Source organism: Streptosporangium jomthongense (assembly GCF_042650425.1).
In the GTDB taxonomy this organism is placed as follows: Bacteria; Actinomycetota; Actinomycetes; order Streptosporangiales; family Streptosporangiaceae; genus Streptosporangium.
On sequence record NZ_JBHSBC010000047.1, the window covers coordinates 14,480 to 32,598 of the forward strand.

At 68.9% G+C, this 18,119-nt stretch carries 19 protein-coding genes and 1 tRNA gene; 11 read left to right on the forward strand and 9 right to left on the reverse strand.

What is annotated here, in order from left to right; all coding sequences use genetic code 11:
• Positions 1–395: 395 nt before the first annotated feature.
• The 7 genes from ACFOYY_RS35595 to ACFOYY_RS35625 form a co-directional block, all read right to left on the reverse strand.
• Positions 396–1,337, reverse strand: a complete 942-nt coding sequence (locus ACFOYY_RS35595) for a tyrosine-type recombinase/integrase (protein ID WP_386195626.1) — start codon at positions 1,335–1,337, stop codon at positions 396–398.
• A 120-nt stretch (positions 1,338–1,457) separates the two neighbouring features.
• A tRNA-Val gene (locus ACFOYY_RS35600) sits at positions 1,458–1,529 on the reverse strand.
• Positions 1,530–1,563: 34 nt separating this feature from the next.
• Positions 1,564–2,511, reverse strand: coding sequence for an ROK family protein (locus ACFOYY_RS35605; RefSeq protein ID WP_362917812.1), 948 nt, complete (start codon positions 2,509–2,511; stop codon positions 1,564–1,566).
• A gap of 111 nt (positions 2,512–2,622) precedes the next feature.
• The gene (locus ACFOYY_RS35610) at positions 2,623–2,946 is read right to left on the reverse strand and encodes a hypothetical protein (protein ID WP_362781858.1); all 324 of its coding nucleotides are present in this window, start codon (positions 2,944–2,946) and stop codon (positions 2,623–2,625) included.
• Positions 2,947–3,004: 58 nt separating this feature from the next.
• Positions 3,005–3,463, reverse strand: coding sequence for a peroxiredoxin (locus ACFOYY_RS35615; RefSeq protein WP_352016393.1), 459 nt, complete (start codon positions 3,461–3,463; stop codon positions 3,005–3,007).
• 83 nt (positions 3,464–3,546) lie between these two features.
• Complete coding sequence (locus ACFOYY_RS35620; RefSeq protein WP_352016392.1) at positions 3,547–3,975, reverse strand: DUF3052 domain-containing protein; 429 nt, start codon at positions 3,973–3,975, stop codon at positions 3,547–3,549.
• 123 nt (positions 3,976–4,098) lie between these two features.
• Entirely contained in the window at positions 4,099–4,497 is a 399-nt protein-coding gene (locus ACFOYY_RS35625) for a secondary thiamine-phosphate synthase enzyme YjbQ (protein WP_386195657.1), read from the reverse strand.
• 333 nt (positions 4,498–4,830) lie between these two features.
• Here ACFOYY_RS35625 and aceE point away from each other — a divergent pair, with 333 nt between their 5' ends.
• From aceE to ACFOYY_RS35640, 3 genes are all read left to right on the forward strand, one after another.
• Positions 4,831–7,578, forward strand: a complete 2,748-nt coding sequence (gene aceE / locus ACFOYY_RS35630) for a pyruvate dehydrogenase (acetyl-transferring), homodimeric type (protein WP_352016390.1) — start codon at positions 4,831–4,833, stop codon at positions 7,576–7,578.
• A 100-nt stretch (positions 7,579–7,678) separates the two neighbouring features.
• Positions 7,679–9,265, forward strand: coding sequence for an alpha/beta hydrolase (locus ACFOYY_RS35635; protein ID WP_352016389.1), 1,587 nt, complete (start codon positions 7,679–7,681; stop codon positions 9,263–9,265).
• Positions 9,266–9,399: 134 nt separating this feature from the next.
• Complete coding sequence (locus ACFOYY_RS35640) at positions 9,400–9,708, forward strand: ArsR/SmtB family transcription factor (protein ID WP_352016388.1); 309 nt, start codon at positions 9,400–9,402, stop codon at positions 9,706–9,708.
• A 40-nt stretch (positions 9,709–9,748) separates the two neighbouring features.
• Here the strand turns inward: ACFOYY_RS35640 and ACFOYY_RS35645 are convergent, their stop codons facing one another.
• Positions 9,749–11,011, reverse strand: coding sequence for an amidohydrolase family protein (locus ACFOYY_RS35645; protein WP_386195630.1), 1,263 nt, complete (start codon positions 11,009–11,011; stop codon positions 9,749–9,751).
• 76 nt (positions 11,012–11,087) lie between these two features.
• On the opposite strand from ACFOYY_RS35645, the gene ACFOYY_RS35650 reads away from it, so the two are divergent.
• Positions 11,088–11,621: a MarR family winged helix-turn-helix transcriptional regulator gene (locus ACFOYY_RS35650; RefSeq protein ID WP_352016386.1), complete on the forward strand. Its 534-nt coding sequence runs from the start codon at positions 11,088–11,090 to the stop codon at positions 11,619–11,621.
• On the opposite strand, the gene ACFOYY_RS35655 is transcribed toward ACFOYY_RS35650, so the two are convergent.
• A complete protein-coding gene (locus tag ACFOYY_RS35655) occupies positions 11,607–12,272 on the reverse strand; it encodes a helix-turn-helix transcriptional regulator (RefSeq protein ID WP_386195632.1) in 666 nt (221 codons plus the stop codon). The two genes, ACFOYY_RS35650 and ACFOYY_RS35655, sit on opposite strands and share 15 nt — an antisense overlap.
• A 114-nt stretch (positions 12,273–12,386) precedes the next feature.
• Here ACFOYY_RS35655 and ACFOYY_RS35660 point away from each other — a divergent pair, with 114 nt between their 5' ends.
• From ACFOYY_RS35660 to ACFOYY_RS35690, 7 genes are all read left to right on the forward strand, one after another.
• The gene (locus ACFOYY_RS35660) at positions 12,387–12,821 is read left to right on the forward strand and encodes a hypothetical protein (protein ID WP_352016384.1); all 435 of its coding nucleotides are present in this window, start codon (positions 12,387–12,389) and stop codon (positions 12,819–12,821) included.
• A 9-nt stretch (positions 12,822–12,830) separates the two neighbouring features.
• Positions 12,831–13,991 (forward strand): glutathionylspermidine synthase family protein, encoded by a 1,161-nt coding sequence (locus tag ACFOYY_RS35665; protein ID WP_352016383.1) that lies wholly within the window; start codon positions 12,831–12,833, stop codon positions 13,989–13,991.
• A 51-nt stretch (positions 13,992–14,042) separates the two neighbouring features.
• A complete protein-coding gene (locus ACFOYY_RS35670) occupies positions 14,043–14,519 on the forward strand; it encodes a DUF350 domain-containing protein (RefSeq protein WP_352016382.1) in 477 nt (158 codons plus the stop codon).
• A gap of 189 nt (positions 14,520–14,708) precedes the next feature.
• Positions 14,709–15,818, forward strand: coding sequence for a PucR family transcriptional regulator (locus ACFOYY_RS35675; protein WP_352016428.1), 1,110 nt, complete (start codon positions 14,709–14,711; stop codon positions 15,816–15,818).
• A gap of 117 nt (positions 15,819–15,935) precedes the next feature.
• A complete protein-coding gene (locus ACFOYY_RS35680) occupies positions 15,936–16,832 on the forward strand; it encodes an ACP S-malonyltransferase (protein WP_362781831.1) in 897 nt (298 codons plus the stop codon).
• A complete protein-coding gene (locus tag ACFOYY_RS35685) occupies positions 16,829–17,785 on the forward strand; it encodes a beta-ketoacyl-ACP synthase III (RefSeq protein WP_386195636.1) in 957 nt (318 codons plus the stop codon). Before ACFOYY_RS35680 ends, ACFOYY_RS35685 begins: the two co-directional genes overlap by 4 nt.
• Before the next feature lie 75 nt (positions 17,786–17,860).
• The gene (locus ACFOYY_RS35690) at positions 17,861–18,100 is read left to right on the forward strand and encodes an acyl carrier protein (protein WP_352016379.1); all 240 of its coding nucleotides are present in this window, start codon (positions 17,861–17,863) and stop codon (positions 18,098–18,100) included.
• The last annotated feature ends 19 nt before the right edge of the window (positions 18,101–18,119 follow it).

Here is an 18,119-nt window from a genome sequence, read left to right on the forward strand (position 1 = left end):
AGAGCAGGACCTGAAAAGCCCGGTCCGACCCAACCTCGGCTTTGGCGAAGTAGATACTTACTCCTGCGAGAATCAGGGCTACAGCCTGGATTGCGCGCCGCGCGTACAGCCCCATTCATACCTCCCAGGGGCACGCCATTGTGCCCCCTTGTACCGTGCGACCCGTCTCCCCCGGGCGAAATTTGTTTCACTCTATGCGGGACGAGAGGTAGAAGGAAAGGGACTATAAGGTGTGAAATTTTAACTTTGTTGCACATTCCAGAGAAGGCGCAGACAGTAGCCGATCATCAACTCTGAGTAGTCGCACAAACACCAGTTCGACACCAAATGTCCGAACTGGTCGACATAGCCAACCCTTACTTAGGGCAGCCTTTTATACCTGCCCGGCAACCGGGTTACAGGCCGTCCCCCAACGCCTTGCGCTTCCCGGCCTCACGCGCCCGCTCATCAGCAGTAGACGCGGCATACCGGTCTACCATCTGCCGCGACCGCCAGCCCGCCAGTCGCATGAGCTCCTCCTCCGACATGTTCTGCTTCGCGAAGTGCGCCCACGTGTGCCGCAGCTGGTGTGGATGCAGCCCCTGGATGCCCGCCTCGTCGCCGCGGCGCTCGATCATCTGGTAGATCCCGTTTCCTGTTAGCGGCCCCTTGCCCTTCTCTCCCAGCCACAGGGCCGGCAGGTGCGCTTGGGCGTGCTTGGCTCGCGCACGCAGGTATCGGTCCAGTGTGATCGTCGCCTTGCGGCCGATGGTGACCACTCGGTTGCGCCGCCCTTTGCCCAGGACGGTGATCTCCCGCATGTCCAGATCCAAGTGCTCGACTTCGAGGCCCGCACACTCCGCACGGCGCACCCCGGAGTCCATGAAAACGTAGAAGATCGCAAGGTCGCGCCGGGACAGGAAGTCGCGCCCCTGACAGTTCTTCAGCAGCAGGCCGAGCTGCTCGGCCCGGAGGACGTCCACGAGCTTCTCAGGCACCGTAGGAGGCTTCAGGGTGAGCATTGGGCTGTAGACCTCCTCTTCGGCCGCCCACCACTTGAAGAACTGCTGCAGGGCCCGGTACTGGTTGTTGGCGTACCCCGCCGCCCCCTCACTCAGCAGATGGATCATCCATGCTTGGATGTGCCGCTTAGTGACCTCGTCCCATGCCTCGGCAGGGTCGGCACCATCGCCTTCGGCGTCCCCGGGCAGGTCAATCACCCAGTTGGCAAACCGTTCGGCCGCATCCGTGTAGATCCGGACAGTGTTGTCCGACTTGTTCTCCGCCTTCAGGGCTCGACGGAACGAGGTGATCTCCGATCCGAAGGCGTCGGCGGCGCCGGGGGTCAAGGTGGCCATGGCGGCTCACCATAGAGAAGCGACATCGTCCAGGCGAGGTGTGTCTGAGCAATGTAGCCAAAGCGTTAGTCGGCGCAACAGGAAGCCCCTGACCTGTTATTGCAGGTCAGGGGCTTGTTGTGGGCACTACTGGGTTCGAACCAGTGACATCTCGCTTGTAAGGCGAGCGCTCTACCGCTGAGCTAAGCGCCCCGGGAAATCCCGTCCGGATGGACGGGATAACACCTTACGCCACCGGAGGGGACTTCAGCACATCAAGCGACCACGTGGTGCCCGCCTCAGCCCACCCGGCCGCGCGCCAGCCGAGCAGGGCCGCGCCGAGCATGCCCGCGTTGACCCCGAGGGTGGCCGAGCGCAGCGGGGGCGCGGCGCGGAAGGCCAGGCGTTTGCCGAGCCGTTCGGCCAGCGGTACGGCCAGCAGGTCCCCGGATTCGGCCAGGCCGCCGCCGAGGACGATCGCCTCGGGGTCGAGCAGGAGGGTGTAGGTGGCCAGGGCCAGGGACAGCGCCTCGACGGCGTCGTCCCACACCGCGACCGCCACCGGGTCGCCCGAGGCGATCAGCGCGGCCACCTGCTTGGCGGTCGTCTGCGAACCGGACCTGGCCGAGTAGCGGCGGCCGATGGCCGAGGCGGAGGCGTAGGTCTCCAGGCAGCCGATCTGGCCGCAGGCGCAGGGCTCCCCGTCGGGGAAGACCGGGATGTGCCCGATCTCGCCGCCCCACCCCACGCTGCCGCCGTACGGCTCGCCGTGCAGGACGACCGCTCCCGCGATGCCGGTCCCGATGGGCAGGAACAGGAAGTCGGAGATCTCACGGCCCGCGCCGAGAACGCTCTCCCCGAGGCCACCGGTGCGCACGTCGTGCCCGAGCATCACCGGCACGTCGAGCGGGACGAAGTCCTCGGCGCTGACGTCGCGCCAGCCGATGTTCGCCGAGTAGAGCGCCTTCTGCGGGGTGACCAGCCCCGGTACGGCCAGGCCGACCCCGGCGGGCTCGCCGCCGCCCGCGACGGCGAGGTCGTCGATGAAGGAGCGGATCGACTGGACGACCGCCGCCGGGCCCCTCTCACGCGGGGTGTCACGCCGCTCGCTGAAGGCGATCTCGCCCGAGCGGGTGACGACGCCTCCCTTCATGGACGTGCCACCGACGTCAAGGGCCACAACGAAGGAGCTCATGCGCGCATCCAGCAGGTCGAAGGAAGGGGTCCGAGCCTGACCATAGTGCATGGCAATAACGCCACATGACTACAGATGCCCACAAATGCGCTTAAAGCAGATTTATGAGCACTAATGAACTCGCCCCAGGACCCGGTTGAGCGCGGCCTCGACCTCGTCGGCCAGTTCCTTCGACAGGCCGGACGGGCGGGGCGGGAGCGCTCCTTCCCCGGCCGCGGCCGGACGCACCGCCCCGCAGGAGCGGCACTCGACCTCGCCGAGCCTGCAGATGAGCGCGGCGGAGCCACATGAGGAGCACGTGTCGAGTTCGAGGTCGTGCGTACGCTGACAGTCCGGGCAGACGAGGACCTGGGCCTCCCCGCGCACCCCGCGCTTCCACGGACTGGCGCCGCGGACGGGGTCGGTCTGCCTGGCCCCGCAGGAGAAGCAGGGCATGATCGCCTCCGAGGGTCGTGGACCGCGGGCGCCACATGGACGCCCGCGGGCTCACCGCTTAGGAAAGGTCGGCGAGCACCCTGAGGTACTCGGCGATGTCTCGCGCCTGAGGGATGGGGTTCACGACGCTCCAGCGGACCACGCCCTCGCCGTCGATGACGAAGGTGCCACGCGTCGCGATGCCCTTCTCCTCGTCGAACACACCGTACGCCTGCGCGACCTGCCCGTGCGGCCAGAAATCGGAGAGCAGCGGGAAGGTGTACCCCTCCTGGTCGGCCCAGGCCCGGTGGGTGAACACGGAGTCGACCGAGATCGTGAGCACCTGGACGTCCTCGGGCGCGTTGGCGATGAACTCGTCACGGAGGGCGCAGAGCTCGCCGTGGCAGACACCGCTGAACGCGAGGGGGTAGAAGATCAGCACGACCTTTTTACCCCGGTGATCCGAAAGCTTGACCGGGGTGCCGTGCTGGTCCTTCAGCTCGAAGTCCGGAGCCGGGGAGCCCACATCCACCGTCATGGCCAAAGGTCCTTTCATCGGATGACAATCAGGACCATCATCCTGCCGTACGGCTCGCCGCGAGCCGTACGGCAGGGCGAACCCTATCGACGCGCCTTCGGTGTGACCAGCCTCGTCCCCGACCAGTCGGGAGCAGCGCTGATGCTGCTCGTCTGCGACAGGCCCGCCGTCGTGGCGTCCTCCCCGATGTCGCTGGGCTCCACATGCCCGTCACGACCGGCTTTGGGAGTGAGCAGCCAGATCTGGCCGCCGTCGCTCAGATTGGTCACCACACCGCTCAGGGCGTCGAACAGATCGCCGTCACCGTCGCGCCACCACAGCAGCACGACGTCGACGACGTCCTCGAAGTCTTCATCAACCAGCTCGTTGCCGGTCAGCTCCTCGATGGAGTCGCGCAGATCGTCGTCGGCGTCCTCGTCCCAGCCGACCTCCTGCACCACCTGACCCTGCTTGAGACCGAGCCGTTCGGCCAGGCTGCGTTCGCCCTGCGCCTGACCAGCGGTCGCGCTCACGTTTTTCCCTCCTACTTGAATGGCCCCGCAGCTACACGGCGCTCAGAGTGCTTCGGCACAGTCCACACGCTGTGACCCTCGGTCGTCAACGGTCGCCACGGCAACGACTGGGCTACGTATGAATTAGTCCGACAAAAATGACAAACGGACCTGGCGTTCCCGATTGTCGACGTTGAGGTCCACCAGAGCGATGGACTGCCAGGTGCCCAGCGCGAGCCGTCCGGCCAGGACCGGGACGGTCGCGTACGGCGGAATGAGAGCGGGCATGACATGTGAACGTCCATGCCCCTTCGAGCCGTGCGCATGCCTCCACCTGTCGTCGGCGGGGAGCAGGTCCTCCAACGCGGCGAGCAGGTCGTCGTCGCTGCCGGAGCCGAGCTCGATCAGCGCGACACCGGCGGTCGCGTGCGGGACGAAGACGTGCAGCAGCCCGTCACCCCCGCACGAGCGGACGAAGCCCTCGCATTCCTGGGTGATGTCGTGCACCCTCTGCCGGGAACCCGTCACCACCTCGATCGTCATGGATCTCACATACCGATCCTACGATCCACGCTGAGCTGCGACGACGGTCGAACGCCCGGGAAGGGGGCGTATCGCCTAGCGCGAACGTCCCCGTCTGCCCATCCCTCGAAAGAACGGTGTGTTCCGCGTCTCCCGGACCGTTACGGCGGCCCCAGGCCCATGTACCCTTTGGGGACAATTCGTCCTACCATCGGTGGTCTACTCCACTTATGGGCCCCTGCCAGCAGGGTCTTCCTGGTTACCGGTCAGTAGAGATGCACTTTCCGGGGTAAGCGACCAGGATGGAAGACGACCTACACCAGACAAAAGTCCATCCTCGGAAGGCGAGACCCAGTGGCTTCCGGACGCCAGCGTTTCTCGGTTATCAGCGACGGCCTACCCAGCCAGCTCCCTGATGTCGACCCAAGCGAGACCCAGGAGTGGCTCGAGTCGCTCGACAACGTCGTCAAGACGGAAGGTCGCACTCGTGCCCGTTATCTGATGCTTCGCCTACTGGAGCGGGCCCGCGAACATCAGGTCGGGGTGCCCGGCCTGCGCAGCACCGACTACATCAACACCATTCCTCCCGAGCGGGAGCCGTGGTTCCCCGGCGACGAGTACGTCGAGCGCAGAATCCGCGCATACATCCGATGGAACGCGGCCGTCATGGTGACGCGCGCGAACGCCCGGACCAACGTCGGCGGGCACATCGCCACCTACGCCTCCGCGGCCTCGCTGTACGAGGTGGGCTTCAACCACTTCTTCCGTGGCAAGGACCACGGCGAGTCCGGCGACCAGGTCTTCATCCAGGGCCACGCCGCGCCCGGCATCTACGCCCGCGCCTTCCTTGAGGGCCGCCTCAACGAGGCCCAGCTCGACGCCTTCAGGCAGGAGCGCTCGCACGGCTTCAGGGGCCTGCCCTCCTATCCTCATCCGCGCCTGATGCCGGACTTCTGGGAGTTCCCGACGGTCTCCATGGGTCTCGGCCCGATCGCCGCGATCTACCAGGCCCGGTTCAACCGCTATCTTCTGAACCGGAAGATCAAGGACACCAGCCGCAGCCACGTGTGGTGTTATCTCGGCGACGGCGAGATGGACGAGCCCGAGTCGCTCGGCGCGATCGGTCTGGCCGCCCGTGAGGAGCTGGACAACCTCACCTTCGTCATCAACTGCAACCTGCAGCGCCTCGACGGCCCGGTACGCGGCAACGGCAAGATCATCCAGGAGCTGGAGTCCTACTTCAGGGGCGCCGGCTGGAACGTCATCAAGGTCGTGTGGGGCCGTGACTGGGACCCGCTGCTGGCCGCCGACGTCGACGGCGTGCTGGTCAACAAGATGAACACCGTCCCCGACGGCCAGTTCCAGACCTACTCCGTCGAGAGCGGCGAGTACATCCGCGAGGACTTCTTCGGCGGCGACCCGCGCCTGCGCAAGATGGTCGAGCACCTGTCCGACGAGGACATCCGCAAGCTGTCCCGCGGCGGCCACGACTACCGCAAGGTGTACGCGGCCTACAAGGCGGCGCGTGAGCACGTCGGCCAGCCGACGGTCATCCTCGCCCAGACCATCAAGGGCTGGACGCTCGGCAAGGACTTCGAGGCGCGTAACGCCACGCACCAGATGAAGAAGATGTCCAAGGCCGACCTGAAGGAGTTCCGCGACCGGCTCTACCTGCCGATCCCGGACTCCGCGCTCGAAGGCGACCTTCCGCCCTACTTCCACCCGGGCGAGAACGACCCCGAGATCCAGTACATGATGGAGCGGCGCGCGGCCCTGGGCGGCTTCCTGCCCAAGCGCGTCGTCCGCGCCAAGCCGATCACCCTGCCGGGCGACGCGGCCTACGCGCAGCTCAAGAAGGGCTCCGGCAAACAGAACGTCGCCACGACCATGGCGTTCGTCCGGCTGCTCAAGGACCTGATGCGCGACAAGGAGATCGGCCACCGGTTCGTGCCGATCATCCCGGACGAGGCCCGCACCTTCGGTCTCGACGCGATCTTCCCGACCGCCAAGATCTACTCGCCGCACGGCCAGACCTACGACCCGGTCGACCGCGAGCTGCTGCTGTCCTACAAGGAGTCGACCGAGGGTCAGATCCTGCACGAGGGCATCAGCGAGTCGGGGTCGATGGCCTCGACCCTCGCCGTCAGCACGGCGTACGCCACGCACGGCGAGCACATGATCCCGATCTACATCTTCTACTCGATGTTCGGCTGGCAGCGCACCGCCGACCAGATGTGGCAGCTGGGCGACCAGATGGGCCGGGGCTTCCTGCTCGGCGCGACCGCGGGCCGTACCACCCTGAACGGCGAGGGCCTGCAGCACGAGGACGGCCACACCCCGCTGACCGCCTCGACGAACCCGGCTGCGGTCTCCTACGACCCGTCGTGGGCCTTCGAGGTCGCCCACATCGTCCAGGACGGCCTGCGCAGGATGTACGGCGAGCAGCCGGAGAACATCTTCTACTACCTGACCGTCTACAACGAGCCCTACGCCCAGCCCGCGGAGCCCGCGGGGGTGGACGTCCAGGGTCTGCTCAAGGGTCTGTACCGCTTCGCCCCGGCCCCGGCCTCCAACGGCCCGAAGGCCAACATCCTGGCCTCCGGTGTCGCGGGCCCGTGGGCGCTGGAGGCCCAGCGGATGCTGGCCGAGGAGTGGGGCGTCGCGGCCGAGGTCTGGTCCGCGACCTCCTGGACGGAGCTGCGCCGCGAGGCGCTGTCCGTCGAGGAGCACAACCTGCTCAACCCCGACTCCGAGCAGCGCGTGCCGTACGTCACCAAGGTGCTCTCCGCGGTCGAGGGGCCGTTCGTCGGCGTCAGCGACTACATGCGGGCGGTGCCCGACCAGATCGCCCAGTGGGTCCCCGGTGACTGGGCCTCGCTCGGCACCGACGGCTTCGGCCTGTCGGACACCCGTTCCGCGCTGCGCCGCCACTTCCACGTGGACGCCGCCTCGATCACGCTGGCCGTTCTCACCCAGCTGGTCAAGCGTGGCGAGCTCGACGGGCGGGTGCTGAAGGAGGCCGTCGCCAAGTACCACCTGAGGAACGGCGTCACCGAGGCCGGTGGCGTCGAGAGCAACGACACGCAGTCCATGGGACTGTGACCTGATCACCCCGCCGGGCGGGTCCTTCTTCGGAGGGCCTCGCCCGGTTAGGGTGGAATCGCTTCCCCCGGCGAACGATCTGACCCGAGGGGGGCGCCCAATGCGAAGAATTCTGACCGCCGCCACTGCGGCGACGGCCCTTTCCGCCGCGCTGACCGCCTGCGGCAGCGCCAACGGGCCCGGCGGCTACGGGGCCGTGGCGAACATCTCCGACCCGAGTCCCAGCCCGGTCCCGCCCTGGTCGCCCGGCACGAGCTCACCGTCCGGCACGGCGAACCCCACCGGAATCGCCTGGGGCCCCTGCACCGACATCAGGCGCCCGGACGGCGCGACCCCCCGGCCCGACCCCAGGTTCCAGTGCGGACGGCTGCAGATCCCGCTGGACTATGGCAAACCGGACGGCGACAAGCTGGACATGGCGGTGATCCGCGTCCAGGCGACCGAACCCGGCAGGCGGCTCGGCTCCCTGGTGTTCAACTTCGGTGGTCCCGGCGCGTCCGGCATCGACACCATGGCCCAGTCGTACAAGATCTTCAGCAGCCTGAACACCAGATACGACCTGGTCAGCTTCGACCCACGGGGGGTCGAGCGCACCGGGGGCGTCAGGTGCGGCACCGACAGGGACATGGACCACTACCTGGCCATGGACACCGTGGCCACCAACCAGGCGGAGCGGACCAGGCAGAACGAGACCATCAAGGCCTTCGTGAACGCCTGCGAACGGACCTCGGGCAAGGTTCTGCCGTACGTCGGCACGGTCAACGCCGCCCGCGACATGGACAGGCTCCGCGCGGCCCTCGGCGAGAGGCAACTCGACTACTTCGGCATCTCGTACGGCACGCAGCTCGGCGCGGTCTACGCGACGCTGTTCCCCAAGAAGGTGCACCGCTTCATCCTCGACGGGCCGCTCGACCCGAGCGTCACCCTGGAACAGCGCTCACTGGCCCAGACGACCGCCTTCCAGCACTCCTACGACTCCTTCCTGAGGAACTGCATCAAGGGACCCGGCGAATGCGAGGCGGGGCCGGACGTCGCGGGCGCGAACAAGAACGTCAAGGCCTTCCTCGACGACCTGCGGATCAACCCGCTGCCCGTCGGCGACCGCAAGCTCACCCAGGGCCTGGCCGTGACCGGCATCGCCGCGGCGCTGTACTCCGACCTGACCTGGCCGCTGCTCGAACAGGGATTCGGCCGTGGCTTCAAGGGCGACGGCCGGATCCTGCTGTATCTGGCGGACGCCTACAACGCCCGCATGCCCGACGGCTCCTACTCGACGATCATGAGCAGCTTCCCCGCCATCACCTGCGTGGACACCTCCGAGCGGCCGACCCGGGAGCAGCTCGACAGGACCGAGAAGGCCTCCCTGGAGATCTCCCCGCTGTTCGGCGGCTCGGGAATGGGCGCCCTGTGCGCGGCGTGGCCCGTGCCCGGCAGCGACGAGGCCAGGCGGGTGGACGCCACGGGCTCGGCCCCGATCGTGGTCGTCGGCGGCACCGGGGACCCCGCGACGCCGTACGAGTGGGCACCGAAGCTGGTCTCCCAGCTCAAGACCGGTGTGCTGGTCACCTACAAGGGCGAGGGGCACGGCGCCTACCTGTCCGGCGACTCGTGCGTCAAGCGGGTCACCGACGGCTACCTGCTCGACGGGAAGGTCCCCGAGAACGGCACCACCTGCCCCTCTTCGTGATCCCAGAAGGGACATCGACCGGGAAAACCCCTACGGAGTTACCGGAAGGATTCTGTAGGTGACAAATGGTTTGACATTCCCTCAACTGTGCTATCTCGGCACTAGGATGGATCCGTGAAGGTGCGGGTGAACTGATGCGCGAGCCATGGCATCCCGCTGCGGATGACATCAAGCTGGCCGAGGTCATGCACGCGCTGGCCGATCCGGTGCGGCTTGAGATCCTGGCGAGACTCGCCAGGAGCGAGGGTGAGAACTGCGGGGAGATCGGCAGTGGCATCGACGTGCACAAGTCCACGATGTCCCACCACTATCGGGTCCTGCGGGAGGCCGGGGTCACCCTGACCACCATGGACGGCCGCTCACGCCTGGTCAGGTTGCGGCGTGACGACCTGAACACGCGCTTCCCCGGCCTGCTCGACTCGGTGCTGAACGCGCTGCGCTGAGCGGTCGGCCGGGCGCCCGGGGTCCCAGGCCGGAAGCGTTTCAGGCCGGGGTCGGGGTGCCCGCGGCCCGCGCGATCCGCGCCGCCGAGCGGGACACCGCGTCGAGCGCCCCGCGCGTGCCGGCGCGCAGCAGCCGCCCGTCCCGCTTCACGACGCGGCCCGCCACGATCACGGTGTCCACGTTGGCCGGCCCCGCGGCGGTCACCACGGCGCCGACCGGGTCGTGGACCGGCGCGAGGCCGAGGTCCCCGGCGCGGAGCATGACGACGTCGGCCTGCCTCCCCGGCCGCAGCGAGCCGATCAGGCCGTCCATGCCGAGTACGGCGGCCCCCTCGACGGTGGCCATCCGCAGCACCTCGGCGGCGGTGAGCGATCCTCCCCTGGCCCGCTCGGCGGCGAACGCGGCGCGCATCACGGCGAACATGTCGCCCGGCGTTGCGGTGACCGTGTCGACGCCCAGCCCGGTCGTGACGCCGAAGCCGCGGAACCTGCCTGTCTCCGGCAGGCCGTGCCCCATCTGGGACTCGACGGCCGGGGCGACGGAGGCGACGCCGCCGCTGTCCGCGATGAGCCCCATCGCCTCGTCGGTGAAGCCGTTGCCGTGCACGAACATCACGTCGGGCCCGAGGAGCCCCTCGCGGTGCAGCCACTCGACGGTCCCGGTCCCGGTGGCGTGCACACTGATCTGGAGGCCGAGTTCGCGGGCCAGCAGCCAGTCGGCCCTGGCCGCCTCCGCGGGGCCGTAGACGGGCCCGAGCGCCGCCAGGGCCGGGGTCACCAGGGCGGGCAGGCTCAGCCCGGCGATCCGCCGCACCTCCGCCCGCCGGCGCGGGTCGCTCCCGGCTCCGGGAGGGGCGTAGCCGAAGACGCAGCGGATTCCCGACCCGGCCAGGGCGTCGAGCGCGGCGTCGGTGTGACCGGGGGTGATCTGGATGTGCGACCAGTCGTAGACGGTGGTGGTCCCGGAGTCGAGCGCCTCAAGCGCGCCCCACAGGTTGGCCGCGTGGACGTCCTCGGCCAGGAACACGGGGCCGAGCCTGCCCAGCACGAGGTCGAGGTAGTCCCCCAGCGTGGTGTCGGCCGCGATCGAACGCAGGACGCTCTGCCACATGTGCCGGTGCGTGTCGACGAGGCCGGGCAGCACGATCATGCCCGTCGCGTCGAGGACCTGGGCGTCCTCCGCTGCCAGGTTCGCCCCGACGGCGGCTATCACCCCGTCCTCGATGAGGACGTCCGCGTCCGGCAGGACGCGCACCTCGGGGTCGGTGTCGACGACGGTTCCGCCGGCGATGAGCATGCGCATGGAACATCTCCCTACCAAGAAAGCAATCGGAAAAGCTTTCTCAAAAGCTATCAGGGGAGAGAGCTATCCTCAATCCATGGCACCGGGAGACAGCGCCGGACGGGACCACGTCGACGAGATGATGGAGGGGTGGCGAGCGGAGCTGCCCGAGGCCGCGACCGTCCAACTGGAGATCGTCAAGCGTGTCGGGCGGCTGAAGTCCATGGTCGAGGAGGTCACCCAGACCGTGCTCGGCGAGTACGGCCTGACCTACGCCGAGTTCGACGTGCTGGCGACGTTGCGCCGGGCGGGCGCCCCCCATCGCCTCAAGCCCAGCATGCTCGCCTCCCGTTCCTCGCTGACCACCGGCGGGACGAGCAACATTCTGCAGCGGCTGACCGCCGCCGGGCTCGTCGAGCGCGAGCCGGACCCGGCGGACGGCCGCAGCTCCTGGGTGTGCCTGACGCCGCTGGGCGTCCGGCGGGCCGAGGAGCTCGCCCTGGCCACGACCGAGGCGCACGACAACCTCCTGGCGGGCGTCTCCGAGGAGAGCGCGCGGACCCTGGCCGACCTGCTGCGCGAGGTGCTTCTCACGCTCGGCGACCGGGCGGGCGCCTCACGCCGGGGCTGACCCCCATCCCAGACCCTCGGCCCAGTCGGCCGGGTGCCCGGGCGCCGCCTCACCGGTCTCCTCGGCCCTGCCGACCCGGTCGAGCCTGAAGGCGCGGACGTCCTGCCTGAGCCTGCACACACCCACGAGATACCAGTGCCCGCCACGCCCGCCGACCAGGACCGTCGGTTCGACCTCGCGGACGCTCACCCGTCCACGCCGGTCCTCGTACTCGATCCTGAGCACCCGCCCGTGCAGCAGCGCCCGCTCGACCACCGCCGAAACCCGGGGATACGGCTCCGCCTCGGCGGCCGTGCCCGGCCGTACGGCCGGCTCCCGCGCCCCCTGCGCGGGCAGCGCGGCCTCCAGCTTGCGCAGGGCGTCCCGGGCCGGCCCCTCCTCCTCCCGGGAGAGCGCGGCCACGACCGCCGCCGCCTCCTCCCGGGTCAGGCCGAGCGGACCCAGGGTCATGCCCTCACCGAGAAGGTAGCCACCGTCCCCGTCCGTCCGCGCGCGCACCGGCACACCGGATCTTCGCAGGTCGGAGACGTCACGTTCGACCGTACGGGCGCTCACCCCGAGCCTGGCGGCGAGCTCGCCCACCGACAGGGCCTCGGGCGAGGCGGCGCGGAGTTCCCCGAGCAGAGCGTGCAGCCGGTCGGTACGGTTCACACTTGTCACGTTACGCGTCGATACCGACACTCCCCACTTTTCCCGCCCCAGTTGGGCAGTTGAACACACAAAACAGCACCGATACCCTGTGTCGACGTATCTCATTGGAGCCCGATGGCCGCAAGTCCGAAACACCCCCTGGCCGCCGGCCGGAACTCCGGCGGAAAGCACGACGTCACCCCCTCGGGGTCCAAGGCGACGAAGGTCATCACCCTCACCGGGATCGGTGTCGTCTCGCTGCTCCTGATCGGCTACTGCTCGGCGCAGGACGACTACGAGGAGGTCGGGGCCGAGTGCGTCGACCTCAACAGCTACCAGCCGGACGGCTCGTACACGGTCGTCGACGAGGACTACTGCGACGATGACGACGAGAGCAGCTACCACGGCTCCCACGGTGCCTACCGGTGGTACTACGGCGGCGTGAGGACGGGGACCCGGATCGGCCACGGCACCACGGTGCGTCCCTCCGACGTGCGGATCACGACCCGCAAGGGAACGGTCATCCAGCGAGGCGGCTTCGGGAGCCGCTGGGGCAGCGGCGGAAGCTGACCCGGGCGGATGAGACGCGAGACCTCGCCTCCCCGCGACGGCTGGGAGGCCATCATCGAGAGCCAGGGGCTGGCCTATCACCGCACGGCCCATCCCGGCGGCCTGGATCGCCCCTACTGGGACGAGGGCGCGCACTACGTCTTCTCCATGGACGAGGTGCTCAGCCTTGAGGCCCAGGTGGAGGAACTGCACCGGATGTGCCTGCACGTCGTCGAGCACGTCGTCGAGCGGGGCCGCTACGCCGACTTCGCCGTGCCGGAGTGGGCGGGGCAGGAGATCGCCGACTCCTGGCGGCGCGGCGACCCCCACCTGTTCGGCCGCTTCGACCTGCGTTACGACGGAACCGGCCCGGCCAAGCTGCTCGAGTACAACGCCGACACCCCGACCAGCCTGCTGGAGAGCTCGGTCGTGCAGTGGTTCTGGCTGCGTGACCGCCATCCGGGCGACGACCAGTGGAACTCCATCCACGAACGGCTCATCGACCGGTGGCGGCAGATAGCCGAGGGGCTGCCGACCGGGCCCTCACACTTCGCCTGGACCAGGATGGACGAGACCGGTGAGGAGGCGATGACGATCGCCTACCTCCAGGAGACCGCCGAGCAGGCGGGGCTGAGCACGATCGCCGTGGCCATGGAGGACATCGGCTGGGACGGCCTCAACCTGCGCTTCGTCGACATGGAACGCCGGGTGATCCGCTCCCTGTGCAAGCTGTACCCCTGGGAGTGGGCCGTCGCCGACCCCTTCGGCGCCAGGGCGGTGCGCCAGCAGGTCTCCTCGACCTGGATCGAGCCGCTGTGGAAGATGCTGCTGTCGAACAAGGCGCTGCTCGCGGTGCTCTGGGAGCTGTACCCCGGCCATCCCAACCTGCTGCCCGCCTACCTCGACGGCCCCCGCGACCTGACCTCCTACATCGTCAAGCCACTGCTCGGCAGGGAGGGCGCGGGCATGCGGATCGTCACCCCCGGCACGAGCGTCGAGACCCCGGGCGACTACGGCGCCGAGGGGCACGTCCACCAGGAGTTCCAGGCGCTGCCGCTCTTCGACGGCTGGCGTCCGGTGCTCGGCGCCTGGGTCGTCCACGACGAGGCGGCCGGGGTCGGCATCCGCGAGACATCCGGGCTCGTCACCGACGACACCTCATCCTTCGTCCCGCACCGCATCGAACTCTGAGGCCCCCTCGGCTCCGCCTGAAAGCCCAGAAGAGCCCGAAAAGAGAGAACCATGATCCCCACCCCTCAGCCGCTCGCCATCGCGGGCACGGAGACCGTCTCGCTCGCCGAGACCCTCGGCCGCGGCGCCCTCGCCATCGCCTCCTACGCCGTGCTCGGCGTGATCCTGCTGATCATCGGCTTCTATGTGATCGACCTCGCCATCCCCGGCAAGCTCAGCAGGTTGATCAGGGTCGACCGCAATCCCAACGCCACGATGCTCACCGCCTCCGGCCTGACCGCCGTCGGACTGATCGTCGCGGCCTCCATCTGGTCCTCCGGCGGAGCCCTGCACGAGGGACTGCTGGCCACCCTGGTCTTCGGGCTGGCCGGCATCGCCGTGCAGACGGTGGCGATGCTCGCCTTCGACAGGGTGGTCGGGATCTCCGTCCGCGAACTCGTCACGGAGTCCGACCTGCAGCCGGGCACACGTCTTCTCGCGGTTACCCACGTGGTCATCGGGCTGATCACGGCCGTCGCCGTCATCTGACCGCCCCCGGGATCGGCGCCCGGGCCTCCGGCCGCGGCTGGCGCATCCCTCGCGACCTGGCACTCTTATCACGTGAGGGAGCGGAGCGAGAGAGCCAGCAGACACAGCGACGCCGTGGCAGGGGCCGGGCAGGGGGATCTCGCCTCGGACCGGATACGGCAGGACACCACCCGCAGGCTGGAGCGGGCCATGGGAACGCTGGGAACGGCCGCCATGTCGAGGATGGACGAGCGGCTGATGTGGTTCCGCGCCCTGTCCGCCGAGGACAGGTCGTGGGTCGGGCTGGTCGCCCAGGCGGGCATCGCCGCGTTCGTCGAGTGGTTCCAGCACGCCGGAGAGGGCCGCCTGACCCCCAGCATCGAGTTCTTCGGCACCGCGCCGAGAGAGCTGAAGCGCTCCATCTCGCTGCAGCAGACGGTCGACATCGTCCGCATGGTCGTCGAGGTCGTCGAGGCGCAGACCGGGGAGCTGGCCGCGCCGGGCGGGGAGGCGCAGCTCCAGCAGGCGATGCTCCGCTACACCCGTGACGTCGCCTTCGCCGCCGCGCAGGTCTACGCGCGCGAGGCGGAGGCGCGCGGCGCCTGGGACGCGCGCCTTGAGGCGTTGATCGTGGACGCCCTGGTCAGGGGCGAGGTCGACGACGGCCTGCACTCGTGGGCCGCGGCGCTCGGCTGGACCTCCTCCCCCGTCGTCGTGCTGGCCGGGCAGACGCCGGACGACGACCCGCAGGCGGTGATCGACGGGCTGCGCGACCGGGGCCGCAGATCCGGCCTCGACATGCTGGCCGGTGTCCAGGGCGGCCGCCTGATCGTGATCGTCGGCGGCGCGGACAGCGTCGGCGCGGCGGCCAGGCACGTGGTGCCGCGTTTCGGCCCCGGCCCCGTCGTGATCGGCCCCGAGGTGAACGACCTGCAGGCGGCCGCCAGTTCGGCCAGGGCCGCGATAGCCGGGCTGCGGGCGGCGGCCGGCTGGCCGGACGCCCCCCGGCCCGTCCACGCGGAGGACCTGCTGGCCGAGCGGGCCATCGACGGTGACGCCGACGCGAGGGGCCAGCTGATCGAGAACGTCTACGTCCCGCTCGCGGGCACGCCCCTCCTCGACACCCTGGCGACCTATCTGGAGCAGGGCACTTCCCTGGAAGCCACGGCCCGGTTACTGTTCGTGCACCCGAACACGGTTCGCTACCGCCTGCGGAAGATCACCGAGCTGACGGGCTACCAGCCGACCGAGGGCCGCTCTGCCTTCACGCTGCAGGTCGGGCTCATTCTCGGCCGCTTGTCCGAGACGGACGTCACATAGTGGTTTGCCGGTAATCTCCAAGAAACCTCCGTTGTAGGCTTCCTACAAGAGAGTGAACACAAAGTTCGTCAGAATCCCTATCCGTGTAGCGAAGTTCTACAGGGCACGCTGGGGTTCGTGCTCGTACTCGTCGCGCCGGGCCAAGGCGCCCAGACTCCAGGCTTCCTGACCCCGTGGCTTGAGCTACCGGGTCTGGCGGACCGCCTGTCCGCGTGGTCCGACCTGATCGGTCTCGACCTGATCTCCTACGGGACCACCGCGGGAGCGGACGAGATCCGTGACACCGCGGTGGCTCAGCCACTGCTCGTAGCCGCCGGGCTGGCCGTCGCCGAGGTCCTCGGGGCCTCCCCCGACGTCGTCGCCGGGCACAGCGTGGGCGAGCTGACCGCCGCCGCGCTGGCCGGGGTGCTGACCCCCGAGCAGTCCCTGACCCTCGTGCGCGAGCGCGGCCTGGCCATGGCCGAGGCCGCCGCGGTCACCGAGACCGGCATGATCGCCGTCCTCGGCGGCGAGGAGGAGGACGTGCTCGCCGCCATCGACAAGCACGGTCTCACCCCCGCCAACGTCAACGGTGCCGGGCAGATCGTCGCGGGCGGCACCCTGGCCCAGATCGAGGAGTTCAAGGCCGACCCGCCCGCCCGTGCCAGGCTGATCGCCCTGTCGGTCGCGGGCGCCTTCCACACCGAGCACATGGCCCCCGCCGTCGACCGTCTGCGTACGGCCGCCGCCGCCATCACCCCGAACGACCCCGCCGTCACGCTGCTGTCCAACGCCGACGGCGCCGCGGTCGCCGGCGGCGCCGAGTTCGTCGAGCGCCTGGTCAACCAGATCGCCAACCCGGTCCGCTGGAACGCCTGCATGACGACCATGGCCGACATGGGCGTCACCACGATGATCGAGCTGACCCCCGGCGGCACCCTGACCGGCCTGGCCAAGCGCGCCCTGCGCGGCGTGAAGGCCGTCCCCCTGAAGACCCCCGACGACCTGGACGCGGCACGAGAGGCCCTCAAGTGAAAGTACGGCAGGGCGCTCCGGGCGCGAAGATCCTGGCACTGGGCCACTACCAGCCGTCCAACGTGGTCACCAACGACGATCTCGCGGCGACCATGGAGACCAACGACGAGTGGATCCAGAGCCGGGTCGGCATCAAGGAGCGCCGGATCGCTCTCGCCTCCGAGTCCGAGATCGACCTCGCCGTGCAGGCGGGCGGCAAGGCCCTGGCCACCAGCGGGCTCTCGGCCTCCGACATCGACCTGGTGATCGTCGCCACCTGCACGCTCGAAGCCCAGATCCCCAACGCCGCCGCCAGGGTCGCCACCCGCCTCGGCATCGAGTCTCCGGGCGCGTTCGACGTGAACACCGCCTGCTCCGGTTTCTGCTACGCCCTGGCCGTCGCCGACGACGCCATCCGCTCGGGCTCGGCGACCAACGTCCTGGTCATCGGCACCGAGAAGCTCTCCCAGTGGATCGACTGGACCGACAGGAGCACCGCGGTGATCTTCGCCGACGGTGCGGGAGCCGCGGTCGTCGGCCCTTCGCAGACACCGGGCATCGGCCCCGTCGTGTGGGGCAGCGCGGGCGACAAGTCCGAGGCGATCATGATCAAGGACCGCGCCTCCCACCTGACACAGGAGGGCCAGACGGTCTTCCGCTGGGCCACCACGGCCCTGCACCCGGTGGCCAAGCAGGTCTGCGAGGCCGCCGGAGTCGACCCCGCCGACCTCGCGGCCTTCGTGCCCCACCAGGCCAACCTGCGCATCATCGAAGCCATCGCCCGCAAGATCGGCGCGGAGAACGCCGTCATCGCCAGGGACATCGTCCTGGCGGGCAACACCTCCGCCGCCTCGGTCCCGCTGGCCCTGTCCCGGATGGTCGAGCGCGGCGAGGTCCAGTCGGGCGGACTCGCCCTGCTACTCGGTTTCGGCGCCGGCCTCACCTATGCCGGCCAGGTCGTCGAGATCCCCTAGAGCTTGTACGGCTCCGGCCGTGCAAAACCCAAGAAGACCCAACATCACCACCCAATCCCAAGGAGAACACTCGACATGGCCCTGACCGAGCAGGAGATCCTCGCTGGTATCGGCAAGATCATCAACGAGATCACCGGGATTCCGGCCTCCGAGGTCAGCCCGGAGAAGAGCTTCGTTGACGACCTCGACATCGACTCGCTGTCCATGGTCGAGATCGCCGTCGCCGCCCAGGACGAGTTCGGCGTCGAGATCCCCGACGAGCAGCTCAAGAACCTCAAGACCGTCAAGGACGTCATCGGTTTCATCCAGAACTGAGAAAGGTCTCTGGACACCT

Bases quoted from the DNA above. Each gene is read 5' to 3' on its own strand.
- ACFOYY_RS35595 (WP_386195626.1), bottom strand. From the start codon at position 1,337: ATGGCCACCTTGACCCCCGGCGCCGCCGACGCCTTCGGATCGGAGATC.
- ACFOYY_RS35605 (WP_362917812.1), bottom strand. From the start codon at position 2,511: ATGAGCTCCTTCGTTGTGGCCCTTGACGTCGGTGGCACGTCCATGAAG.
- ACFOYY_RS35610 (WP_362781858.1), bottom strand. From the start codon at position 2,946: ATGCCCTGCTTCTCCTGCGGGGCCAGGCAGACCGACCCCGTCCGCGGC.
- ACFOYY_RS35615 (WP_352016393.1), bottom strand. From the start codon at position 3,463: ATGACGGTGGATGTGGGCTCCCCGGCTCCGGACTTCGAGCTGAAGGAC.
- ACFOYY_RS35625 (WP_386195657.1), bottom strand. From the start codon at position 4,497: ATGACGATCGAGGTGGTGACGGGTTCCCGGCAGAGGGTGCACGACATC.
- ACFOYY_RS35635 (WP_352016389.1), top strand. From the start codon at position 7,679: ATGCGAAGAATTCTGACCGCCGCCACTGCGGCGACGGCCCTTTCCGCC.
- ACFOYY_RS35640 (WP_352016388.1), top strand. From the start codon at position 9,400: ATGCGCGAGCCATGGCATCCCGCTGCGGATGACATCAAGCTGGCCGAG.
- ACFOYY_RS35645 (WP_386195630.1), bottom strand. From the start codon at position 11,011: ATGCGCATGCTCATCGCCGGCGGAACCGTCGTCGACACCGACCCCGAG.
- ACFOYY_RS35650 (WP_352016386.1), top strand. From the start codon at position 11,088: ATGGCACCGGGAGACAGCGCCGGACGGGACCACGTCGACGAGATGATG.
- ACFOYY_RS35660 (WP_352016384.1), top strand. From the start codon at position 12,387: ATGGCCGCAAGTCCGAAACACCCCCTGGCCGCCGGCCGGAACTCCGGC.
- ACFOYY_RS35665 (WP_352016383.1), top strand. From the start codon at position 12,831: ATGAGACGCGAGACCTCGCCTCCCCGCGACGGCTGGGAGGCCATCATC.
- ACFOYY_RS35670 (WP_352016382.1), top strand. From the start codon at position 14,043: ATGATCCCCACCCCTCAGCCGCTCGCCATCGCGGGCACGGAGACCGTC.
- ACFOYY_RS35675 (WP_352016428.1), top strand. From the start codon at position 14,709: ATGGGAACGCTGGGAACGGCCGCCATGTCGAGGATGGACGAGCGGCTG.
- ACFOYY_RS35690 (WP_352016379.1), top strand. From the start codon at position 17,861: ATGGCCCTGACCGAGCAGGAGATCCTCGCTGGTATCGGCAAGATCATC.